Source organism: Paenibacillus tundrae, from assembly GCF_030812775.1.
Lineage (GTDB): Bacteria > Bacillota > Bacilli > Paenibacillales > Paenibacillaceae > Paenibacillus > Paenibacillus tundrae_A.
The window spans coordinates 134,276-158,025 of sequence record NZ_JAUSTI010000007.1 but is presented as its reverse complement, the minus strand read 5'-3'; the positions used below and the strand labels follow the sequence as shown (position 1 = coordinate 158,025).

The window sequence follows — 23,750 nt, the reverse complement described above, 5'->3', positions numbered from 1 at the left end:
ATAATCTAGGGAGAAGGATAGCCTATGATTAAAATCAGGTTTGCTGCAAATGAGGACATCCCTTACATTCAATCCATAGCGCATGAGACATGGACGTATACTTATGGTGAGATCTACACTGAGGAGTACATTCGTGATTTTATTAGTAGAGCGTATTCTAGTGAAAATTTACGACTATCTATTGAGAGAGACAGTCAGAGTACGAAGCGAAGTTTCTTAATCGCTGAATACAATGAGAAACCTGTCGGATATGCTCAGACCAGACAAATGCATGAAGAGGAGTTTGAGTTGTTACGAATTTATGTAAGACCTGATTTTCACAAAATGGGTATCGGCAATGATTTTATACAGGAATACAAGCAAATCTTAAAGCCTATTCATCAATTATTTGCATGGGTAGGCAAAGATAATCAGGTAGGCAGAGCCTTTTATGAGAAGAGAGGCTTTATACCAGTTACAGAAAAGACTGAAACGATCCAGGGACAAAATAAAACACAAGTGAAGTACGTATTGCACATATCCTAACCATGAATAGGACTGAAACAAAGAGTAGAAATATTATTGTTACAGGCGGAGCCATTATTCAAGACGATCGTGGAAGGATATTTACAGAGACGATCAGATTATGGGGATTGGGGATGGCATTAATCTCACATATAGAGATACACAGAATGAATCCTTACAGCTTATGTTTAAGAGCATTGAAGACATTGTCCTAGACGACATTAATATTGTACAAAGACCTATTTTTATTGATCTGAAAGAAGATGATACTACTAGCCTTTTAAGAACATGATAAAAGGATAAGAGAAATAGCCAAGATTATAGTAAAGGGGTTCTCTATATGAATGAAGCTCTCCAAACATACCTAAAGGATATACAATTTTCAGGTGATCTCAAGAAAGACATCGAAGCCTTTTTTGTAGCGCATAAAGATGGTAAAACTCTGGCACATACACTCTCGGTGGCCTTGGAAGCCAAACGTGTTGCTACACTATACGGAGCTGATTCTGCAAAAGCGGAACAGGCTGCTTTACTTCACGATATTAGCAATGTTGTTCCTGTTACTGAAATGTTGGATTTAGCGAAGAAACTATCTATCGAAATTATGGATGAAGAGTACACCTATGGTCGCATCGTGCATCAGAAACTGTCCAAAGCAATGGCAAGGGAAATCTTCAACATCACCGATCCAGAGATATTAGACGCAATTGAATGTCATACCACGTTGAAAGCGCAGGCATCTCTTATGGACAAGGTTCTCTTCATTTCAGATAAAATTTCTTGGCAACTTCCAGGAGATCATCAATACTTACTTGATGCTAGACACAAAGTGGATGAAATGAAATTAAATGAAGGTATTCTGATCTATCTGAATCAGGTATGGGAGAATCGTTTGAAGCTAAAATTGATACATCCATGGCTAATTGAAGCGCGAGTAGAGCTGTTAAAAGAGCTTTACGAATATTGAACAAGCAGAGCAACTCATTCAAACCTGGCATCAGAGGTTCGAGAACAAACAGGCTATTCGCTGGGGGATCGCTCTGAAGTCTGACAACCGAGTCGTGGGGACATGTGGGTTTCACGGTTGGGTGAAGAATCATCATAAGGCTGCAATCGGGTATTAGCTCACGCCACAATTCTGGCGCCAAGGGGTTATGACAGAGGTCTTAGGGAAGATCATGGAGTATGGATTCGATACGCTTGAATTAAACCGAATTGAGGCCTTTGTTGAACCTGAGAATGTAGGCTTCCAAGCAGAGGGTTTACTGAAGGATAATTACTACTGGAAGAACCGATTTGTAGATAACGTCATCTATGCTTTGATTAAAAAAGACTTTAAGAAGATGACAAGATGAGTTTCGTAGCGAGATGAACGAACACACCGGAGAATCCTATTAAAAAGAACATCATTTGTACGCTATATCCGGAGATTTTGATGGGCATAAAATCGTACTTATAAGGAGCTTCACCTATGTCACTTGGACTCATCATTATACTTGTCGTGATTTGGTATTATTATAAGTTTCCAAGGTAACCCTGTAATTATGTTCATCCGAGTAAACCCGAAGCAACGATATCTGCATTTTGTTCCAGTTGTAGGTTATGATGAAACGCATTTTTATTTAGTAGATTCATTAAGTCATACGATTAACTGTAACGAAGTGTATTATAATAGGAAAATTGCAATTCGTGAGCTGGATGGCTTATGGAGAACTTGGCTTCCTTTTTGCCAAAATTCGTATATCGTCGTTAAGCCCAAGTAGAGTCCGTTAGGTCGTTGGGTAGGAGCATGGATAAGAGTAGATCAGAAATAGCAGAGAAGGAGAAGTAAATGATTGTACTAGATATGGTTATGAACCTGTTAATTGAAAGTTGCCCTTCATATAAAGAACGATCAGAGAAATATATGAAAGAAAATTACGAAGAAGGTGAAGAACGACTGCTCTATCTAGAAATGTCTGATCTGGCTGAACACATTGTTGCTTTGTATAAAAAAGAACAAACTGATGAATTTGATAAGTTATTCGAAACGATTGAACTTCTACATACTGAAGGAAACCATGAGGTAAGAGTGTTAGCATCCGTAGGTCTTTTGGAGGATATTCAGAATCATATTCTACGCGATGAGAAGTTGACCCTGGCAGCATTTGAGACGTATCTAGGAACAGTGTCACTCGAATGGTGGACGCACTTAATTTATTTTTGGGAAGGCAAAAGTGACTATCTCGGTGGCCCCGTAAAGAAATGATGATCAGAAAGAAATGCTTAGCAATACTTACGATCTGTTAAAGCATTTCGGCAGCGAAGTTGAAATGACACATATCTCGAAGAAAACCAATACATTCATCGCGAAAGTGACGTATCAAATTCGACCTTTAAATCAGAAATCACAAGCGATTGTAGAATATCAAGACTTGGTCAGTCAAGTGACAAGAAAATGTGTATTTCAAGGGTTGATATTCCAGTTATAGGTTAGATCCACCGAAAGATGAACGCTTATGTTCATTTTTCGGTTCTTTCGGTTTTGTTGATCAAATATTTAATCCAATGAACAAGTTTTATGCCTGGCCGCATATACATTACTGAAACAGGTCAAGACTTCGGCTTTCCTAGGTCAATGTATATGAACGGAGGGAGAGACATGGGCATTGAATCATCATGGATGTTTGATTTGTTTGGAACGGTCTTTCCAATTGTGTTTGTACTGATTATAGGTATCGTATTGTTATCCGTGGGCAAAGAAGTGTGGAGATGGGGACGTAATAATACCGAACCCTTACTTACAGTCCCTTCACGAATTACAGGCAGGAGAATGCAGGTTAGTCAGTCGCACGCTGAATCTGGCAGTTCAGCCCGTACATTATACTACGTCACCTTTGAAGTCGAGAGTGGGGATCGTCTCGAGTTCAAAGTGAGGGGAGAAGAGTACGGTCTATGCTCGGAGGGAGATGAAGGGCGTCTTTCCTTCAAGGGCACACGCTATGTAGGCTTTGAGCGCAACAATCGACGGTATACAGAGCGTGTGCACGGATAATTCGACTGGCTTGCGCCATCACGGCGTAAGCTTTTTTAATGACTTTTTGGTGGACAAGCGTTTCTTAACAGGGTAAACGTGTTTTTATATATAAGAGGAATCAATTTCATAATACCTTTAGCTGCTTCAATTAAGGCGAGATATAGTCAAAACGGTTTAATTTGTCTATATCTGGTTACATAAAACTCGGTTTAATGAGTTGTGAAATTGATACAAGAGAGATTCTTTTCCAAATCGCTGATGCCTTCATTCGACATATGTTTGTCAGATAAGGATCATCCTAATTCATAGATTTCAGAGGAGGAATAGTTATGTCATTCACAGATCAAGTCGTCGTTGTGACAGGAGCTGCTCAGGGGATTGGTCGGAGTGTGGCTGAGGCTTACGCCGTTGCAGGCGCAAAAGTAGTATTAGCGGACTACCAGGAAGCAGAGGGTGCAGCAGCAGCGGCTTCCATACGAAATGAAGGCGGTGAAGCCATCTTTGTTCAGTGTGATGTCCGGAAAGAGGAGGAAATTACGAACCTGATTAACACAACGCTCGAGGAATACGACCAAATTAATATATTGATTAACAATGCAGGCGTTGCTAGATGGAAGTCTCCATACGAGCTTACAGTAGATGAATGGGACGATGTACTTAATACCAATGTAAGAAGCACCTTTCTTGCTAGCCGTGAGGCAGCGAAACATATGAAGAAAAATGAGCACGGAGGTGCCATCATCAATATGGCATCGACAAGAGCATCCATGTCTGAACCTGAGACGGAAGCTTATGCAGCATCCAAAGGAGCCATCGTTGCACTTACCCACGCTATGGCGGTCTCACTTGGTAAAGATCATATTCGGGTCAATTGTATCAGTCCGGGATGGATTGAAACAGGAAACGTCGATGAATTGAAAAAAGAGGATCATGAGCAGCATCCAGCCGGACGTGTGGGTATCCCTTCAGATATCTCCCGTGCATGTTTATATTTGTCGGATCCAAGCAATACCTTTGTCACAGGGACCAACTTGATTATTGACGGAGGTATGACTCGAAAAATGATATATGAGGACTAAAACCGGGATTTATTCAATCGGGTACGTCCCCTTCACACAAATAGCGCATTTAAGCCCAAGTTAAGTACTTGGGCTTATTTGATTTTGATAACTCGGTTGCTATAATGAATGTGATTTTACAACAGTCTATGAATGGAGGGAGTTTATGTTCGGGAAATCATCCCGGAAGGTAATTTGGCTCTTACTGCTGATTGGAGGGATCATAATGAATGGCTTTGAATCGACTGCTGAGGCTAGCCCTGACGTTAGAGCTGCCTGGGTGTGGCAGGCGAATTCGATCCGTGACGGAGGAGATGAGCTGCTTGCGAATGCAGCTAAACATAAGATTAACAGACTCTATGTAAATGTGAATATGAACTTTTCAACTGAGATATATCGTGAATTCATTGCCAAGGCAACTGAGGCAGGCATTACCGTGGAAGCACTCGGAGGTGACCCGTCTTGGGCGATTGAAGGTCGTGAAGGTCCTATGCTTCAATTGGCTTCATGGGTGAGTGAGTATAATCTTGCGGTGGAAGCAGCAGCAAGGTTTGACGCGCTACATCTGGATGTTAAGCCTTATGTTCTACCAGCGTGGAATACGAATGCGTCAGCATTAGTGCAATCTTGGATGAATAATATGACTGTGTTACAGAAACAGGTAGAACAGAATGGAAACATTCAAGTGAATGTGGATTTGCCTTTTTGGCTCAATTCTTATACGGTAGCAGGGAAAAGGACAACCGAAGATGCGGATAACGAAACGTTATCGCACTGGTTCATTGAGCGGTTTGATCATATTACGTTGCTTGTATACCGTGATACTGCACAGGGAAATAACGGTATTATTCGCTTGATTGAAAAGGATATGAACGAAGCAGATGTCCAAGGCGTATCTGTAACAGTTGGGGTGAACACCAAACCAATGCCTGGTGAAGAGTTCACCACATTTGCAGATAAAGGAACAGCCGAGCTTGAAGACGTATTGAGTGAAGTAGCAGCTTCGTTCCGTGACCACACGTCTTATGCTGGAGCAGCAGTACATGACATTGTGTATTGGAGTCAGTTATCTCCAGAAGATGAACCCACACCGGAACCTGCTCCAGAGAATCCACATAGCCCACCCGACATTCGTGGAACTTACATCTGGGAGGCTTCTCAGGTAACAAACGATGGCGGGGATCATATTCTCGAATTTGCTAGAGAAAAAAATATTAACTTCTTGTATGTCCGCCTTGACCTGGAGCAGCCATACTCTAGCTACAGATCATTTGTGAAGCGTGCTGCGGTACAAGGGATCGAGATCCATGCTATGGGCGGTCATCCGATCTGGGGGAAAGCCGAGAATCGCCCACGTATTCAACGATTAATTGAGTATGTAACGAATTATAACGCTGAAGCAGAAGCTGATGAACAGTTTAAGGGGATTCATCTCGACATTGAGCCTTACACCTTGTCTGAATGGCAATCCGATCGAGATACGCTGTTAAGCGAGTGGGCAGCCAACATTGCATATTTCCATGAAGAAACGAAAAGACATGGCGATTTGGAAACGAGTGCAGATCTGGCCATCTGGCTTGATACATTTCCATTGCCAGGTAAGAATATCTCGGTCAGTGAGTTTATGATTGACACACTAGATCATGTCTCTTTGATGGCATTCCGTAATACAGCTGAGGGCTCCAATGGCATTGCGGCAGTTGTTAGCCAGGAGATGGAGATCGCTGATCGATTAGGTAAACCGCTAATGATTTCTGTCGAACTAAAGGAGAATTTTGAAGGCAGGCATATCTCCTTTTATGAAGCAGGCGCGTCAGAGATGGAACGTCAATTAGCTTTATTACCTAACCTTCTGTCTAACTTCCAAGCTTATCAAGGTAATATTGTACATGCTTATGATTATTGGGTGGAAGCCAAGCCTTAAATAGGCGAGTTATATAGGAAATTCGATCTCCCGGAATCTCACACGAACTGAGGTTCCGGGCTTTTTTTTTGAAAATCCGATATCATCGTGTCACCGAATAGGCTCCTGCACAATACGATATACGGTGATGAAGAGCTGAAGCAGAGGAGGAAGCAGAACATGGCTGTTATCAAAGCCAACACAGAAGATGTTAGGCTGCTTGCGAGGCTGATGAGAGCAGAGGCTGAGGGTGACGGCGAACAAGGCATGTTGTTAGTCGGCAACGTTGGCGTGAATCGAGTTCTGGTGGATTGCTTGGATTTTCGGGATATCCGGGATATCAATCGCATGGTGTTCCAGAACCCCGGTGGATTTGAGTCTACGCAGAAGGGATATTTTTACCAGCGTGCCAGACAATCCGAGATTCGACTAGCCCAGCGCGTAATTAACGGGGAGCGCATATGGCCAGCCAGCAATTCTCTATGGTTTTTCCGTCCTGTAGGCGATTGTCCGCCAACGTGGTATAACCAGCAAAATACCGGCCGTTTCAAAGCACATTGTTTCTTTAGTCCTACAGGGGATGACTGTCCAGAGGTCTATTAGTACGTATTTGTTTAAGCTATTGCTGTTAAGAAATTAATTTTTGGGAGGAATCATCAATGATTAATCAGCCATATCAACCAACACAGGTAATGGGTCAACAAGCGAATGCGCAAGTACAAGGAACAGCTTACAAAATCGGTAACGGAGCACCTTCTATGTCCCCAACACCTGGAATGGTGTCACCAAGCTCTACATCTGTTCCGCCGCTCGTATCCAGTGGCAGCCCAATGACACCTACAGGAACTGTTGTAACAACAACTGCTCCTCAGTTTGAACAATCCTACATCGAAAATATCCTCCGTCTGAATCTGGGTAAATTCGGTACATTCTATATGACGTATGAAGGAAACAAAGAATGGAATGCACGGATCTTCCAAGGTATTATTGAAGCAGCAGGTCGTGACCATATTATCATTAGTGATCCGAAAACAGGCAGACGTATTATGTTGCTGATGGTTAACTTCGACTACGCAACATTTGATGAGCCGCTGTTGTACCAATATCCAGGTGTTATTGGTAACTATCCGCAAGCACCGAGCAGACGTTAGTCCTTAACGTGTAGGACGATAAGTAACATACCTAGAACATAGTTCTCCATAGGCTGCTTCTGAGTGTAGCGTGAATTCTACATTCAGAAGCAGCCTTTTATTGACTACATGTCTTAAATCTTGTTCCGTGTTCTAAGAAACGTCCTAGGAATCAGACATATCTCCACATCGGTTGTATTGTTCTATACTTAGAATCGGATAAGAGGGTGCAGCGTTATTTTCAAACTCGAATTTCTAATTCACTACAAGTTTGAAAAATTTAATTCAATGAAGTAACCTTACGATCAAGTTGTGGCACTTATAGATAAGACATGAGCATTAGAACAAAAGATGCATCATGTTTGAGAATGACAAACAGAAGATTTAATACGTTCGACATAAGGAAGGAACTGATTAGCAGTGAAATCATGGATTGAAGGCGCTGTGCGCGGTGAGCCTGATGCATACGAGCATCTGGTTAAGCAATTCCGAGGGATGGCTCATACGGTGGCATTCCATATACTTAAGGACGAATTTTGGGCTGAAGATGTCGTACAGGAGGCTTTCACCGAGGCGTTCTCGAATCTGAATCGTTTGGACAAGCCTGAGGCGTTTCCTGGTTGGTTCAAAGTGATTGTAGAAAGACAATGTTACCGCTGGTTGCGACGGAAACGGCATGCCACCATTCCTGTAGAAGAACTCTCGCATATACACAAGGAAGATCAGTCGAATGATCCCGAACAGCTAATGTTGCTGAAGGAACAAAATCGCATGTTGCATGATCTGATTGGGAGTTTACCCTCATCGATGCAGCTTGTTGTAGATATGTTTTATTTCAAAGGGTACTCATTGAACGAAATTTCAGATTTTTTGAATGTATCGATCTCGGCGTTGAAAAAAAGATTGTTTGATGCCCGTAAAAAACTTAGACGACACATCCCTGTGGCAGACATAACTTCCGTATTTACCAATCTCTATGAAGGAGGAGAAGGCATGCTTCATATTACGAATGGCGACCATGCAGCAGATCGTATCAGACAGAGTAGAATTCAGGGGGATGTTCTTGTCTGGAGAGAGCTATACCCATTTGGGCCTGTCTCTAGAGACATGGCGGAGCAGAAGGAGAGAAGTAGACGTGCAGCCTATCTAGAATGTGAACTAGGTATCCCTCAGTCCGTATATTTACAGATTGCCGAGCTGGAGCGGAAGCTTCAATCTTTGCATAAGGAAAAGGAGATTGTATTGTGGTTTGAGTATGACTTGTATGATCAAACGATGTTATCGTACCTGCTACACTTTTTTCAAGGACAAACGCTTGCTGACACGACCTTGCATCTGTTATGCATTGATTCTCATCCCGAGATTGAACATTTCAGAGGGCTTGGACAGCTCACACCCAAACAAATTGGTCGCTTATCGGGAACATGGCATGTTATAGGAGCGGAGGAAATGGAAGCAGGTCGTTTGTTCTGGGAAGCATACACCTCACCGAACATCCAGGATCATATCGAGTTCTTAACCAAAGACACATCTGCTTATCCCTTTGCACATACTGCATTTCAGGCTCATCTGTCCCGACTGCCTTCGATCAAGAATGGATTGGGAATCATCGAACAGACTACCCTAGAGGCGATCAGAGAGGGAATCGACCGTCCTTATCCACTATTTAAGCATGTTGGTGACCAGCTTCATTGGCTTGGGATGGGTGATTTGGAGTATTGGGCTCATCTACGCAGAATGTCATCTGAGCCAAATGCTTTACTTTCGGTACCTGCTGCAACGAGATTTCCTGATTTCAAGCAGCATAGTGATGAGTTTCGGAATGCCGTTCTCTCTATAACCCCTCTTGGAATTCAGGTATTAAATGACGAAGTCGATTGGGCAAGTCTTCGAAGAGAGGAAGCTTGGTTCGGCGGGTTAAGGAACGAGGCAGGCAAAGAGCCGCGCTGGCGCTGGGATGATACATCCAAGCGTGTAATCGTATTAGAATAATTGAAGTTGAATGCGAACATCAACCCATCTCACAACTTTGTGTATTAAACGAGGCTGCCTGTTCGCACTAATCAAATATGTTAAAGAAATGGCGTTTTCATGTTATTTGTAAAAGAAAAAGCTAGTTTACGTCATTTCAGTGTCATAGGACACGGATTGACTGTGTAGTTTAGAGTTATATAATAAAAGAAGCATATCCTTGTTATTCGACACAAAAAGACGGAGGTGGAAGTATTGGGAAGTTGAAATTGCATATGAGCGGCAGAATGGCTAATATCCTACATTTTCGAAGGAGGTGGACCTATTTGCCGAAGAATAACGGCGAATAGGATGAACATTTGAGTGACCCCTTACCGAGTATTTTAAACTTAGTATTAATCGGTTTACTTGTATTGATGAATGGTTTCTTCGTATCGGCAGAATTCGCGATGGTCAAAGTTCGCGGTAGCCGCATCGAAGCTTTGGTGGAATCAGGCAACAAAAATGCAATTTATGCTTCCAACATTGTACGTAATCTAGATGCTTATCTATCTGCGTGTCAGTTAGGGATAACGCTAGCTTCACTGGGACTTGGGTGGCTGGGAGAACCGGCAATCGCTCACTTGCTTGAGCCAATGTTTACGGCATTTGGGTTAGGTCCTGTTTATGTGCATGGCGTTTCGATTGCCATTGCTTTTGTTATTATTACAATTTTGCATATTGTACTCGGGGAACTTGCTCCCAAAACGATAGCAATCCGTAAATCGGAGACGGTTACGTTATGGTCTGCGGCACTGCTTACGTTTTTCTACAAATTAATGTATCCCTTTATATGGGCTTTAAATGGAATGGCGAACAGCCTTTTGCGTATGTTCCGGATGGCACCGGCCTCCGAACTGGATGAAGCGCATAGCGAAGATGAAATACGCATTCTGATGAAAGAAAGCAATAAGAGCGGTTTAATTGATAATACTGAATTGGCGCTTGTTGATAATATATTTGATTTTACGGCAACGACCGCCCGTGAAATTATGATTCCGCGGACGGAAATGATCTGTCTGAACGCCAATCAGTCCATGCTGGAGAATCTGGAGATCGCCAGTGAAAGCATGAGAACCCGTTATCCGGTATATAACGGTGACAAGGATCATATCATCGGTTTTATTCACATTAAAGATCTGATGAAATCTCAATTAACCGATACGATCTCCGTCATTCGTCCAATTCTTGCCGTTCCCGATTCAACACCAATCAGTGACTTGCTCAAACGCATGCAGCGCGGTAAGACACAAATTGCGATTCTGATTGATGAGTATGGAGGAACCTCAGGACTTGTAACGCTAGAGGATATTATGGAAGAGATCGTTGGTGAGATTCAGGACGAATTCGATCAGGAACGTCCTGCGATTGAGCAAGTGGATGAAATGGAATACTCGATTGACGGGCTTATGCTGATTGAAGAAGTAAGTGAGCGTTTCGGATTAGAGATGGATCGATCGGATTATGATACGATTGGTGGATGGCTATACTCCAGAGTCGAAACAATTCCGCCTGAGGTGGGACAATCGGTAGAGTATGGTGGACATCTCTTCGTCATCCAGGAGACAGAGCACAAACGAATTTCCCGTGTAAATGTGATTAAGTTAGAGATGTTAGTGGAAGAAGAAGGGGCTTGATATAAGCTCTAGAAGTAGAATTCTTACTCATTTATCGTCTATCCATATAAAAGTAACAACCGTACAGTGTTTTCACTCACTGTACGGTTTTTCTTTAGTTAGTATAACAGGTAGTACATATCCCCTTGCCGGAGAAGGAAAGTAAAATTCACAATATTCAGTTTGAAACGAATGATCGGTATACTTCGTAACATCAAATATGGATATCCATATTTATTCATATGATGAATTGGAGGATGAGCCAGATGTTAAATAAACGTTTGAATGCAATCCTTAAAGTAGCACTAGCAGTATCATTGACTTTACCTGTATTCTTAACCATAACTGACGGAGAACTTCAAGCTGCTTCAGAAAGGTCTGTTGTCAAACCAAGAGCTTTGACCCCACCGCCACCAGAGACGCAAAGCATTCAGAGCTTGGAGCAATTAACACATATTTATAAAGCAAATGGCGCGGTCGTTCCAGCAGGTGGACTTTCTGTTCATGTGTACACCAACACGGCAACATATAATCAGATGAAATCATTAAAAGTGGATTACCGTCTCGAACGTTGGGACGGATCGACTTGGCTCTTGTATCGTTCAGACACTCTATCCAAAAGCAATACCAACGTGTTAAAGGCGAATTCTGATTGGACAGTGATGTCCGGTTATTATTATCGTGTAGTCAGTATGCATACCGCAATGGACGGAGCAAACTCCGAGAAAACAACGCATATATCTGGTTCCGTATTGTTCTAGACGAGTATTTGTAATCAACGACTGGTTGAAGGAAACCTTTGTTTCTGCAGATCATTGGCGATAGCTAGCATTTCCGCTTCATTAATCGTACCAAACATGCTTACATTGGTTGACCCCATCATCCATTGGAACGTGTTATAGGGCGGGCCAATTGCCATTAGCGCTTCAGTTCCATCATCTAATTGAACCATATCTGTCTCACGTAATACAGGTGCTGTATCAACTTGACCAGGTCGGATCCACATATAATCAAATTGAATGACTTCTTCTTCTTTACCATTCACCCAAGTGGAATAACGTACACGCATGTGATCTGTTTCATAGTCTCTGTCAGCGGAGTTCGACTGCTCACTACCTTCCTCAAGATCTTCAAGGAGCAGCTCGAACTTCACATGTGTGAATTGTTCAGGAATGGCGTTGGATAACAGAAAATCGCCAAGAAAACCTGAACGAGCCTGCTCTTCAGTTACTTCAACAGGGCCAAATGAACGGTTGAATTCAACAGGCAGGTCAGCACCGGTAATTAATTTAGCATCCTCAATACCCGGTTCAGGTGGTGGAGGAGTTCTGGCCGTTGAAGGATCTTTCCCAACGATCTGTTCCGTACTATCTTGGATGACGATGGATTTCATTCCATTACCCCATTCTCTTATCGTTTGCACAAAAGGAGATACGGCCTGAGTGCCGGCAGGGACACTGAACAGCAATGCACCTAGGGCAACGGATGCTGCCACAACACCCGATAACCAGAAGGCCTGTTTACGTTTTCTACGTTTGCCTATTCTATTAATCTCGGTTTGCACCTTGAGCCAAGATTCCTGCATGTTTTTGGTTTGTTCGTGACTCGGGGGAGGGGAGGCAGAAGCTGCCCGATGGAATGCTTCATCAAAAGCTAATTCGAAGGCATCATCAAAAAAGTCATCTTCGAACTCTGCATATGACTCATGATCATGCTTATCTAATTTGCCTTTGCTCAATGCTTCCACCCCATTCCTTATGTAGTTGCTTCTTAATGCTTCCCCGAGCACGGAATAACCGCTGTTTAACAATCTCTTCCGATGTATCCAAAATCTCAGCCATCTCCCGATAAGAGAGTCCGTCTTTCCATCGCATCTCGATCAGAACACGATATTCCGGTTTGAGCTCGCTAAGGTAAAACTCTATAGATTCTTGCATCATTTGTGTTTCAACTGTAGTCTCGACAGAAGCTGAAGTCTGATTAATCGTCTCCATATCTATAAAAACACTATCCGTGTCCAGTTGGTTACGGTTATTTTTATTTTTTCTCAAATAATTAATAGCTGTATTTCGTGTTACGACTTTAAGCCATGCTCTCAGTTTGACTTCACTCTCGAAAAGAGGTTTATTTTTAATGATTTTGATAAAAGCTTCTTGAATGATGTCTTCAGCAGCAGCTCGCTCTTTGATGATATAAACGATGAGGCCATGTACCATATTATAATATTCATAATACACTTCTTCCTGAAGTGTAGGGCTCAAATTATGGAAATCTGAGGCTAAGAGTAATTGGAGCCGATTAGCCATGATGTTCTCCTTTCTGGTGAATAATCCACAAACATTGGTATCATTACATTTTACAGCATTATATGGAAGTCTCACAATATCATCGTTTTACATACTGAGCGAAAAAAGAATAAAAAGAAGACCGCCCAGTCTAACCATAAATATGGTCAATTAGGCAGTCTCTATTGTAGTTTCAAATATAAATGTGGTTGCTAGAATTCATGCGTCCTACTAGAACGCCCAGTCACCTTTCAGGAAGATCGCTTCACGTTCACCACTTGTTGTAATGCCGTAGATATCTGTCTCGGGCGAACCCATCATGAAATCTACATGAGTGATACTCGTGTTCATACCACGTGCGGCGAGCTCTTCTGGGGACATCTTTTTGCCACCATCGATATTAAAGGCGTATGAACTACCGATTGCAAGATGACAGGATGCATTCTCATCATAGAGTGTTGTGTAATATAAAATGCCGCTTTCAGAGATCGGTGAGTGGTAGGGTACCAGAGCAACTTCACCCAAGTAATGTGAGCCTTCGTCCATATTAATCAGACGTTCAAGCGTATCATGTCCTTCCTCCGCATGAAAATCAACAATCCGCCCATGTTCGAATGTCAGCGTGAAACGATCAATAATGCTTCCGCCATAACTTAATGGTTTCGTGCTGGATACTGTACCATTAACGCCGTGTTTTGCTGGAGCTGTGAACACTTCTTCTGTTGGGATATTAGCTACAAAAGGAGTACCTTGTTCATTCACACTTCCTGCCTGAGCCCAAATATGTCCTTCTGGAAGCTCAACGGTTAGATCAGTACCAGGTGAGATAAAGTGCAGTGCACGATACTTTTTGTTATTAAGCGCAACAGCCTTGTGTTCTAAGCGCTCGATATGCTGATCCCAAGCTTGGATAGGATCTTCTAAATCTGCCCGTACGGCAGCGAAGATGGCTTCCCATAGCTGTTCCATCTGCTTAGAGGCAGGAAGGTCTGGGAATACTTTAGCAGCCCAGTCAGGGGAAGGGCATGCTACACCTGTCCAGCTCATTTTATCTGCCTGCTGATACTGACGGTATTTAGCAAGTGCCTGACCATACGTTCGTTGATGGGTCGAAATACGCTCCGGATCAATTCCCTTCAACAAGTCAGGGCTTGATGACAGAACAGTTAAAAATGCCGCGTTGTTTGCCGCGAGTTCTTCAAGCTCTGCAGCATGCCATTTCGGAGGGTCTTGGAATGATTGTTCCGGAGCCATCTCGAAACGTAGTCGATTCACCGTTTCGTCACTGAATTTTACGATGACTTTCTTGGCACCCGCTTCATACCCCTTACGTACCAACAAACGTACAAATTCAACGGTATCGATCATGGCACTGATCACAAAAATTTGTCCTGGTTGTACGTTTGCTCCTACTTTGACGGCGAGCTCCGCGTAACGATCCAGCTTTTGTTCAAATGTTAACATCTAATTGTCTCCTAACTTAACTTTATCGATATAAACAAAGGAAGAGAGAGGAATGTTATCCTCTCTCATGAAATTCGCAGAGATTTAGAATGCCCAGTTTCCGTTCAGGAAGATAGCTTCTTCTGTACCTTCAGAAGTTACACCGTGAATATTCATTTCTCCTGATCCAATCATAAAGTCCACATGCGTAAGGCTAGAGTTCAAGCCAGCGTCAATAAGTTCTTGCTTGGACATCGATTTTCCGCCTTCCAGACAGAATGCATAGGCATTACCGATTGCCAAGTGGTTAGACGCATTCTCATCAAACAGCGTGTTGTAGAACAAAATATTCGTATCAGAGATCGGTGATTGATGAGGAACGAGAGCAACCTCGCCCAGATAGTGTGCACCTTCATCCATTTCGACCAGGTTTTTGAGAGCGTCATATCCCTGTTCAGCGGTATAATCTACCACTCGGCCATTTTCAAATGTAAGGGAGAAGCCATCGATCAGGTTACCACCATAGCTGAGTGGTTTAGTGCTACGAACAGTACCATTAACCCCTGATTTCAGAGGTGCGGTAAATACCTCTTCCGTAGGCATATTAGCAACGAACACATGGCCTTGTTCGTTGACACTGCCGCCAGATACCCACAGATGTCCTTCTGGAAGTTCGATCGTCAAGTCAGTGCCTGGAGCTGTGTAGTGAAGCTTTTTATATTTCTTCTGATTAAGCAGATCTGCACGGGAATCAAGGTTGGACAGATGCGTTTTCCATTCAGCGACGGCGTCTTGCTCACCAATGCGAACCGTTTTGAAGATCACATCCCATAATTTATCCATTTGTTGTGCTTCTGGAACATCCGGGAATACTTTAGCAGCCCATTCTGGTGATGGAACAGCAACGATCGACCAGCTAAACTTATCAGCCATTTGCAATGCACGGTATTTTTCAAGCGCTTTAGCACGTACTTTCTGGCTAGTCACGATTCGCTCCTGTGCGACACCGTTTAAGAGATCAGGATTCTCGGCGATAACATGAAGTACTGCTGCACCTTCTTCTACAAGCTCAGTCATTTCGCCTGCGAACCACTTAGGCTCGATTGAGAAAGACTCTTCTGGAGCCAGATCATAGTGAAGACGAGTGACAACCTCATCGCTCCAATTCACTTTGACCAGTTTGGCACCTGTGTTATATGCTGCTTTTACGATGAGACGAACAAAATGTGCTGCAGAGATGGGTGCATTCACAACCAGTGTTTGTCCAGGGTGTACGTTAACCCCAACTTTTACGGCCAGTTCCGCATACTGCTGTAGATTGGTTTCAAAATTATTCATGCTATATTCTCCTCCAATAATCATAAATTGTCGTAGCCCTCGTTGGCTTATACAGCCCTCATCATGTGTATGTAAGGATAATAAAAGCTCCTTCATTGAATAAGGTATACGTTGCTACGATATATATTGTACAATTAACCAATAATAATTACCAAACCAGGTTTACCATAAAATGTGGAGAACCGTTCTAGATGAGAGATTAAAGGAGAGAACGAGAGTGAATATTGAAGTAATTCGCGCTGAAATGCGCCGTGAAGATGAGAAATTGTATGTGGGAAATACGGTTTTTAAGGCAGAAGGAACCCAGTCACAGTATGAGATTACCTTTATGAGCAAAAACGGAAAGGATTGGGATTACAGTCTTCATTTCACCGAGCTATCCGGGGACGAAGAGGAATTGCTTCGGATGGACGAGCTGTTAGAGAATGATGATGATCTCTACAGTCAGTTGCTTGATGCTGCACTGGATGCTTATCCTGCCTAAATGCAATAACTTATGTGATTACATGTTATGGTTCTATTATGGAATCGCACTGACTATACTAGACGGTGTATGCCTGTTTAAGGGTGTACACCGTTTTATTTTATGGATAATGGAATAGAAATGCCAGAAAAGGGAAGTCTACGACAGAAGAATCGAGTATAGAGGGACAATCCGCCTGAATGGGAGGTAACCGTGAATGGCATCTGACAATCTGATTACATCAGGAATGACGGGGCTTGAAGAAGTCGCACACGATATCCTCAGCATGCGAACACTCTTTGTGAATGTGATATTCATCGGTGAACCAGGAAGCAGAAAATGGGTGCTTGTGGACACGGGAATGGCGAAGTTCACTGATCATATTGTTGAAGTAGCAGCAGAGCGATTCACCGGACCGCCATCTGCCATCATTTTGACCCACGGGCATTTCGATCATGTAGGTACCGTCATTGAGCTTGAGCAGTTTTGGGGCGTACCCGTGTATGCACATCCGCAGGAAATTCCCTATTTGACGGGTCTGAAAGACTATCCGCCTGCTGATCCTACTGTTGGTGGTGGGATTATGGCCCGATTGTCCTTTGCTTACCCATATGAAGCAATTAATCTGGATGATCGGATTTTCAGTTTGCCGGATGATCATTCCGTTCCAGGAGCTCCCGGATGGAAATGGGTGCATACGCCAGGACACACACCAGGGCACATCTCACTGTTCCGGGATCAGGATCGTATCCTTATTGCTGGAGATGCCATTATCTCTGTAAAACAAGAATCGCTCTGGAGTGTTCTGCTTCAGGACAAACAGTTGCATGGACCACCGGCATACTTTACGACCGATTGGCAGGCAGCTCATCGATCCGTCCAACAGCTTCGACAGCTCGAACCGAACGTTGTCGTTACAGGTCATGGGCATTGTCTTACTGGCGAGATGCTAAGTGAATCACTGCGTAAGCTGGATCTTGATTTTGAAGAAACGACCGTACCGGATCATGGGAAATATGTAGATTAAACTATACAGACAATAAGGATAATAAAAATATAACCGAGTAAGACAGCGGCACGCGATGCTTGCTGTCTTTTTCTATGTTACGGTTCGTTGATTGATGGATGTGTTCTATATCATAGATTGGTATTTTGTGCCCAGTCATGATATATTCGAGCCGTATAGTATAAACCTTAGTATGCACAGGAGGTACATATAACAATGACACATCAGAATCAAGCGGTTGAAGAACAATTTGGCGGTATCCCCGCTGTATGGCTTCGCTTTAATCAATTTGAAGCGGCCGTTATCCCAAGCGTAGGTGGGAACCTTGTAGCTTATCGGGATACAGAGCAGGGGCATCGCTATTTGCGGGAGCCCGACCTGAACAATATGGATGAATTCCGAGCAGCACCTGCGGTGTACGGTATTCCGATTCTATCTCCGCCCAATCGGTATGAGGATGGACGTTTTCCTTGGGATGGCGAAATCTATCAACTTCCGGTAAATGAACCAGCAACAGGCAATCATCTACATGGTTTTCTACATGATGTGGAATGGAACGTAGAGGGATATGGCGTTAACGAGCTAGAGAGCTATGTTCTGTTGAGTCAGGAAGTGAAAGAGGGACATCCTTTCCATAAGTATCTGCCGTTTACGTTTACGGTGACACTTCGCTACTCATTGAGTCAAGATGGACTGCAACAACAATTAAAAGTAAGAAATAACGGAACGAAGCGGATGCCTAATTTGTTTGCTTTCCATACAGCGATTAGTGTACCTTTTGATGCAGCGAGTCAACGCTCGGATTATACAGCTAAAATTACGATTGGACAGCGACGTGAGTTGAATGAACGCTCCTTGCCTACAGGTGAATTTCAACCGCTTACACCGGATGAAGAGAAATTGAAGGCAGAAGGTGTGAGTCCGTTTTTTGCTGCGATGGACAACCATTACACGGCTGTACCACAAAATGGACGTAACTATATGGAACTGACGGATCATCGTACGGGTCATAAGCTGGTTTATGATGTAGGCACGTCCTACAAACACTGGATGATCTGGAACAACAATATGGAGGATAACTTCTTCTGTCCTGAACCACAGATGAACCTTGTGAATGCACCGAATGTGAAAGGGGCTTCTGCAGAAGAGATCGGACTCATTGGTCTTGAAACCGGAGAAATCTTCGAGCAGACAAGTCGCTTATATCCAATCGCAGCTCAAAAATAATGTCACACTCCTTTTGCGGTACGCTTACAATTTTGTCGAAAAGGTGAAAATCTACTCGCAAATCATGTATACTATGACAAGATACACCCACTTTTGAGAAAACCCAGACCATTTTTTTGGAGGAGGAAAAGCAAGTGGAATACCGCATTGAAAGAGATACACTTGGAGAAATGAAAGTACCTGCTGACAGATTATGGGGAGCTCAAACCCAACGTAGTAAAGAGAATTTTCCGATCGGGCGCGAACATATGCCAATGGAAATCATCCGCTCTCTCGCTATTTTGAAGAAAAGCGCTGCAGCGAGTAACCATAAATTAGGTAAGTTGTCTGCTGCCAAATCCGATGCGATCGCATACGCTGCCGATGAGATCATCGCAGGGCGTATTGACGATCATTTTCCGCTTGTGGTATGGCAGACGGGTAGTGGTACACAATCTAATATGAACGTGAACGAAGTTATCGCCAATCTCGGTAACCAATTGTTAGAGCAAAAGGGGAAGGAAGAACGTCTTCATCCGAATGATGATGTCAACATGTCCCAGAGCTCGAATGATACGTTCCCAACAGCGCTGCATGTCGCAGGTGTACTTGCTGTTGAAGATCAACTTTTGCCAGCGATTGCTGTATTGAAGAAAACGTTGGCGGATAAATCTGAAGCGTTCAAAGATATCATTAAAATTGGACGTACTCACCTTCAAGATGCCACTCCGATTACATTGGGTCAGGAAATTAGCGGATGGGAAGCGATGCTCGCGAAGAGTGAACGCATGATCCGCGAAAGTGTGCAATACATGAAGGAACTTGCGATTGGTGGTACAGCGGTAGGAACGGGCATTAATGCACATCCGGATTTTGGTGATCTCACTGCCAAAGAGATCGGCAAACATACAGGTAAGGATTTTGTATCGGCGCCGAACAAATTCCATGCGCTCACAAGCCATGATGAAGTTGTTTACGCACACGGTGCAGTAAAAGCGCTTGCAGCTGATCTCATGAAAATTGCCAACGATGTACGCTGGCTCGCTAGTGGCCCACGTAGTGGTCTGGGTGAAATTAGCATTCCAGAGAACGAACCAGGTAGCTCCATCATGCCAGGCAAGGTTAATCCTACGCAAAGTGAAGCGTTAACGATGGTTGTTACACAAGTCATGGGTAATGATGCAGCGATCGGATTCGCTGCGAGCCAAGGTAATTTTGAACTCAACGTATTCAAGCCTGTGATTATCTATAATTTCCTTCAATCGGTCCAATTGCTTGCAGACTCCATCATCGCTTTTAATGATAAGTGTGCAGTAGGCATTGAACCTAATCTAGGTCAGATTGAACATAACCTGAACAACTCGCTAATGTTGGTGACTGCACTCAACCCGCATATCGGTTACGAGAATGCAGCCAAAATTGCGAAGCTTGCGCATAAGGAAGGGCTGTCTCTGAAAGAAGCAGCACTGCAAACGGGGTTACTTACCGAAGAGCAATTCAATCAGTATGTAGACCCAGCGAAGATGATCGCGCCAAAAGCTTAAGGAATTCATATATTTATGAATAGAACGATGAGAAGCGGCCTGTGAGAACAGGTCGTTTTTTTCTTGTGAAGAATAATATAGGATAATGCTTGTCATTAATATACGCATGCATATAAAATACATATGCAAGTATATATAGTACGTGTTCAAAAAGTAGCCTATAGGAATTGATTGGTTTATATCATTGGAGGTTAAGTGGTGCTAAAAAGGAGAAGATTCACAATACGCTCCAAAATATTAATAGGTTATCTTGTGGTTGTAATGTTGTTTGGAGCCGTTTTGCTAGTTCTGACAGCTCTGATTAACACATTACAGAAAGAAAATGACTTTATCAGCCATCATGACCTGGATGTACACAATCTGACCAATTCTATTGAAAAAGCTGTTCTTAATATGGAGACAGGACAGCGGGGATTCATGCTTACTGGAAACGAGACGTACTTAGAACCTTACATACAAGGTCTCGCCCAATGGAATTCTCATTATGAAGCACTCTATGAATTAGTGAATGACAATCGGTCGCAACAGCTCAGTCTTGAAAATATCAAGACACATATTACCCGCTGGATTGAAGTAGCTGGCGAACCTTCTATTGAACTGAAGAGACTGGGAGATCAGGAGCAGGTACTTGCATTTTTTCAATCCGATCCTGGTAAAACCGAAATAGATCTATTAAGATCACAGCTCACGAACTTCCGAAACACAGAAATTGCTCTGACCGAAGCGAGGGTTACCGATCTGGCAGCCCGCAGCTCAACACTACTGACGGTCATGTACAGCTTGTGGGGAGTAATTGCAATACTGTCCGTTCTAGCGGCAATCGTAATCTCAGGCAATATTATCCAAACGTTACGCGATGTCAAACAAACGATTAGTGAGATTTACAAAGGCGGAAACCTCACACAACGTATCCATGTACGCACCAACGACGAGGTTGGCGACCTGGGCGATGAGACGAACAAACTGCTGGACACCGTACAAGAGCAGAATCGTACAAAAGATCGTATTACTGAAATTGCTACGCTGATGCAGAATCCAACGACATTAGAGGGATTATCACGGCGGTTTCTGAATGAGATTGCCATGCTGTTAGATATTCCGTATAGCGTCTTATACTACTGGAGAGATAATCGACTGTTACGTGTTGCTGCACATGCGGCTGATGGTGACAAAGAACGGTCACTAGGTAAAGTTTCACTGGCACCTGGCGAGGGGCTTGTAGGGCAAAGTGCGAATGAGCAACGAATGCTGCGTTTAAACGATCTGCCGCAAAATTACATTCGTATCTCGTCTGGGCTCGGACATGCACCTGCAACATCTCTTACGGTTATTCCTGTCATCTTCGAAGGAAAAACGATTGCTGTAATTGAACTTGCTTCGATGAAGCCATTACAGGATAGCGAGATTGCGCTACTCAATGAACTGATTGATATATTTGGTGTATCGCTTCATTCGACTGTAACGCGTATGGAACTGCAGCAGCTGTATGATGAGTCACAGGTGCTTAATGAAGAGTTACAGGCACAGTCTGAGAAGCTTCAGGTGCAAACGGAAGAAATGTTATCACAGACGGAGGAGCTTCAGATGCAGACCGAAGAGCTGCACATGCTCAATGAACGTCTAGAGGAACAAAAGAATGTGGCTGAGTCCTCAGCTAGCGAACTAGCTGAAGTCGCCGATCAATTACGCTCAAGCTCAGGGTACAAATCCGAGTTTCTGGCCAATATGTCTCATGAACTACGCACTCCGCTCAACAGTATGTTAATTCTGTCTGAAATTCTGGCAGAGAACAAAAACCAGCACTTAAATAAAGAAGAGCAGAAATACGCATCAGTGATCCATGCATCTGGCAAAGACTTACTTAATCTGATCAATGACATTCTCGATCTATCCAAAGTCGAAGCTGGCGAGATGGAAGTCGATTTCAGTGACGTCTATCTGGACAGTTTGCCGGAGATGATGAATCAATATTTCTTAAAAATAGCTGAGCAAAAGGGAATTGATTTCCGCATCCAGTTGCACAGCAATCTCCCGGAAACGATTATCTCTGATGAGATGCGTTTGCATCAAATTCTTAGAAACTTACTCTCGAACGCATTTAAGTTTACGAAGCAGGGTGAAGTTGCACTTACCATTTCCAGAGTGAATCTACCTAGTGCAACGAAGAACGGGCAAGAGAACGAAGTTATTGCATTCTCGGTTAGTGATACAGGAATCGGTATTGCAGAAGTTAAGCTGGTACAGATCTTTGATGCGTTCAAGCAGGCGGATGGAGATACGGCACGTAAGTATGGCGGAACAGGTCTAGGACTATCCATTTCCCAATCCCTAGCGAGTTTGCTGGGAGGTTCCATCTCGGCAACGAGCCGGGAAGGGGAGGGCAGTGTATTTACTTTGTTCCTACCGCTGCATCACGATGAACAAGAAGATGTGTATGACTCCAGACTCTTCACGAACGAGGTGGCTTCAACGATACCTCAGCTTCCGGACAATACATTTTCAAGAGTGCCACACACCTCGTCTGACATATCACCCAATGAGATGTTGTTGACACCTCTAGAAGAGTCACTGCTGCGCGGACGTCAGGTGCTTGTTGTAGACGATGATATTCGCAATGTATATGCGCTAGCTAACGCGCTTGAACAGTATGATATGCGTGTGATCACTGCTCAGAACGGATACGAATGCCTCGAAATGCTGGAAAGTGGTGAGGCCAAGCCTGATATCATTATGATGGATATTATGATGCCAGAATTGGACGGCTACGAAACGACACGCCAGATTCGGAATAGATTAAATCTAACCAGTCTACCGATCATCGCGTTAACGGCGAAGGCAATGAAAGAGGATCGTGATAAATGTCTTGCTGCAGGAGCATCGGATTATATCAGTAAACCGTTAAATATGAAAGAGGTCATTTCTCGAATGAAATTATGGCTAAGCCATGAGACGCTCGGGATTTAGATTACCCTACAAGGTATCGTAATTCATATCAACATCTCTAAACCCATGAACATGGTGTAGCGTATGCTTGCCATCGAGTCATGGGTTTTATTTTTTTGAGATGTAAGCTATTTCCAATATAATGATGTTATAATACCTAACAATAAGCACGCTTATTAATGAGAAAATGATCTGCAGAAAGTTGAAAACTTCATTATGATGTATAAAACAGGACTTCACACTCAATTTATTTAACCTTAATTGTCACATATATGGGAGGTCGTG

20 protein-coding genes and 1 pseudogene are annotated in these 23,750 nt (G+C 43.3%); 17 read left to right on the top strand and 4 right to left on the bottom strand.

From position 1 onward, the window contains the following. The first annotated feature begins 24 nt into the window (after positions 1–24). From J2T19_RS14325 to J2T19_RS14270, 12 genes and pseudogenes are all read left to right on the top strand, one after another. Entirely contained in the window at positions 25–525 is a 501-nt protein-coding gene (locus J2T19_RS14325) for a GNAT family N-acetyltransferase (RefSeq protein WP_307216793.1), read from the top strand. Between the two features lie 319 nt (positions 526–844). Then, positions 845–1,471: a bis(5'-nucleosyl)-tetraphosphatase (symmetrical) YqeK gene (yqeK, locus tag J2T19_RS14320; protein WP_307216791.1), complete on the top strand. Its 627-nt coding sequence runs from the start codon at positions 845–847 to the stop codon at positions 1,469–1,471. Continuing rightward, positions 1,467–1,859: pseudogene (locus J2T19_RS28160) on the top strand (GNAT family N-acetyltransferase). Before yqeK ends, J2T19_RS28160 begins: the two are co-directional and overlap by 5 nt. Positions 1,860–2,335: 476 nt before the next feature. Continuing rightward, positions 2,336–2,752, top strand: a complete 417-nt coding sequence (locus tag J2T19_RS14310; protein ID WP_307216789.1) for a DUF7674 family protein — start codon at positions 2,336–2,338, stop codon at positions 2,750–2,752. Positions 2,753–3,145: 393 nt separating this feature from the next. After that, positions 3,146–3,538, top strand: a complete 393-nt coding sequence (locus J2T19_RS14305; protein ID WP_145047675.1) for a DUF2500 domain-containing protein — start codon at positions 3,146–3,148, stop codon at positions 3,536–3,538. A 311-nt stretch (positions 3,539–3,849) separates the two neighbouring features. Next, a complete protein-coding gene (locus tag J2T19_RS14300) occupies positions 3,850–4,599 on the top strand; it encodes an SDR family NAD(P)-dependent oxidoreductase (RefSeq protein ID WP_307216786.1) in 750 nt (249 codons plus the stop codon). 205 nt (positions 4,600–4,804) lie between these two features. Then, entirely contained in the window at positions 4,805–6,502 is a 1,698-nt protein-coding gene (locus J2T19_RS14295) for a hypothetical protein (protein ID WP_307216784.1), read from the top strand. Positions 6,503–6,661: 159 nt separating this feature from the next. Continuing rightward, complete coding sequence (locus tag J2T19_RS14290) at positions 6,662–7,084, top strand: cell wall hydrolase (protein ID WP_307216782.1); 423 nt, start codon at positions 6,662–6,664, stop codon at positions 7,082–7,084. Positions 7,085–7,140: 56 nt separating this feature from the next. Next, complete coding sequence (gene gerQ / locus J2T19_RS14285; protein WP_370874881.1) at positions 7,141–7,632, top strand: spore coat protein GerQ; 492 nt, start codon at positions 7,141–7,143, stop codon at positions 7,630–7,632. Positions 7,633–8,031: 399 nt separating this feature from the next. Continuing rightward, on the top strand, positions 8,032–9,603 hold the full coding sequence (locus tag J2T19_RS14280; RefSeq protein WP_307216780.1) for a sigma-70 family RNA polymerase sigma factor: 1,572 nt from the start codon (positions 8,032–8,034) through the stop codon (positions 9,601–9,603). Between the two features lie 338 nt (positions 9,604–9,941). Further along, entirely contained in the window at positions 9,942–11,258 is a 1,317-nt protein-coding gene (locus tag J2T19_RS14275) for a hemolysin family protein (protein ID WP_145047681.1), read from the top strand. 245 nt (positions 11,259–11,503) lie between these two features. Beyond that, positions 11,504–11,998 carry a hypothetical protein gene (locus tag J2T19_RS14270; RefSeq protein ID WP_307216777.1) on the top strand — a complete coding sequence of 165 codons (495 nt, stop codon included), beginning with the start codon at positions 11,504–11,506 and terminating at the stop codon, positions 11,996–11,998. Positions 11,999–12,012: 14 nt separating this feature from the next. On the opposite strand, the gene J2T19_RS14265 is transcribed toward J2T19_RS14270, so the two are convergent. The 4 genes from J2T19_RS14265 to J2T19_RS14250 form a co-directional block, all read right to left on the bottom strand. Next, a complete protein-coding gene (locus J2T19_RS14265; protein ID WP_307216775.1) occupies positions 12,013–12,984 on the bottom strand; it encodes a hypothetical protein in 972 nt (323 codons plus the stop codon). Further along, positions 12,953–13,543, bottom strand: a complete 591-nt coding sequence (locus J2T19_RS14260; protein WP_307216773.1) for an RNA polymerase sigma factor — start codon at positions 13,541–13,543, stop codon at positions 12,953–12,955. The genes J2T19_RS14265 and J2T19_RS14260 overlap by 32 nt, the downstream gene beginning before the upstream one ends. Before the next feature lie 210 nt (positions 13,544–13,753). Then, entirely contained in the window at positions 13,754–14,986 is a 1,233-nt protein-coding gene (locus J2T19_RS14255; RefSeq protein WP_145047685.1) for an aminopeptidase, read from the bottom strand. An 84-nt stretch (positions 14,987–15,070) separates the two neighbouring features. Further along, a complete protein-coding gene (locus J2T19_RS14250) occupies positions 15,071–16,303 on the bottom strand; it encodes an aminopeptidase (RefSeq protein WP_307216770.1) in 1,233 nt (410 codons plus the stop codon). Positions 16,304–16,520: 217 nt separating this feature from the next. On the opposite strand from J2T19_RS14250, the gene J2T19_RS14245 reads away from it, so the two are divergent. From J2T19_RS14245 to J2T19_RS14225, 5 genes are all read left to right on the top strand, one after another. Beyond that, positions 16,521–16,787, top strand: a complete 267-nt coding sequence (locus tag J2T19_RS14245; protein ID WP_307216768.1) for a hypothetical protein — start codon at positions 16,521–16,523, stop codon at positions 16,785–16,787. 196 nt (positions 16,788–16,983) lie between these two features. Continuing rightward, the gene (locus J2T19_RS14240) at positions 16,984–17,793 is read left to right on the top strand and encodes an MBL fold metallo-hydrolase (protein ID WP_307216766.1); all 810 of its coding nucleotides are present in this window, start codon (positions 16,984–16,986) and stop codon (positions 17,791–17,793) included. 195 nt (positions 17,794–17,988) lie between these two features. Further along, the gene (locus tag J2T19_RS14235; protein ID WP_307216764.1) at positions 17,989–18,999 is read left to right on the top strand and encodes an aldose 1-epimerase; all 1,011 of its coding nucleotides are present in this window, start codon (positions 17,989–17,991) and stop codon (positions 18,997–18,999) included. 134 nt (positions 19,000–19,133) lie between these two features. After that, positions 19,134–20,522: a class II fumarate hydratase gene (gene fumC / locus J2T19_RS14230; protein WP_307216762.1), complete on the top strand. Its 1,389-nt coding sequence runs from the start codon at positions 19,134–19,136 to the stop codon at positions 20,520–20,522. Between the two features lie 198 nt (positions 20,523–20,720). Continuing rightward, positions 20,721–23,486: a CHASE3 domain-containing protein gene (locus J2T19_RS14225; protein ID WP_307216760.1), complete on the top strand. Its 2,766-nt coding sequence runs from the start codon at positions 20,721–20,723 to the stop codon at positions 23,484–23,486. Positions 23,487–23,750: the final 264 nt, after the last annotated feature.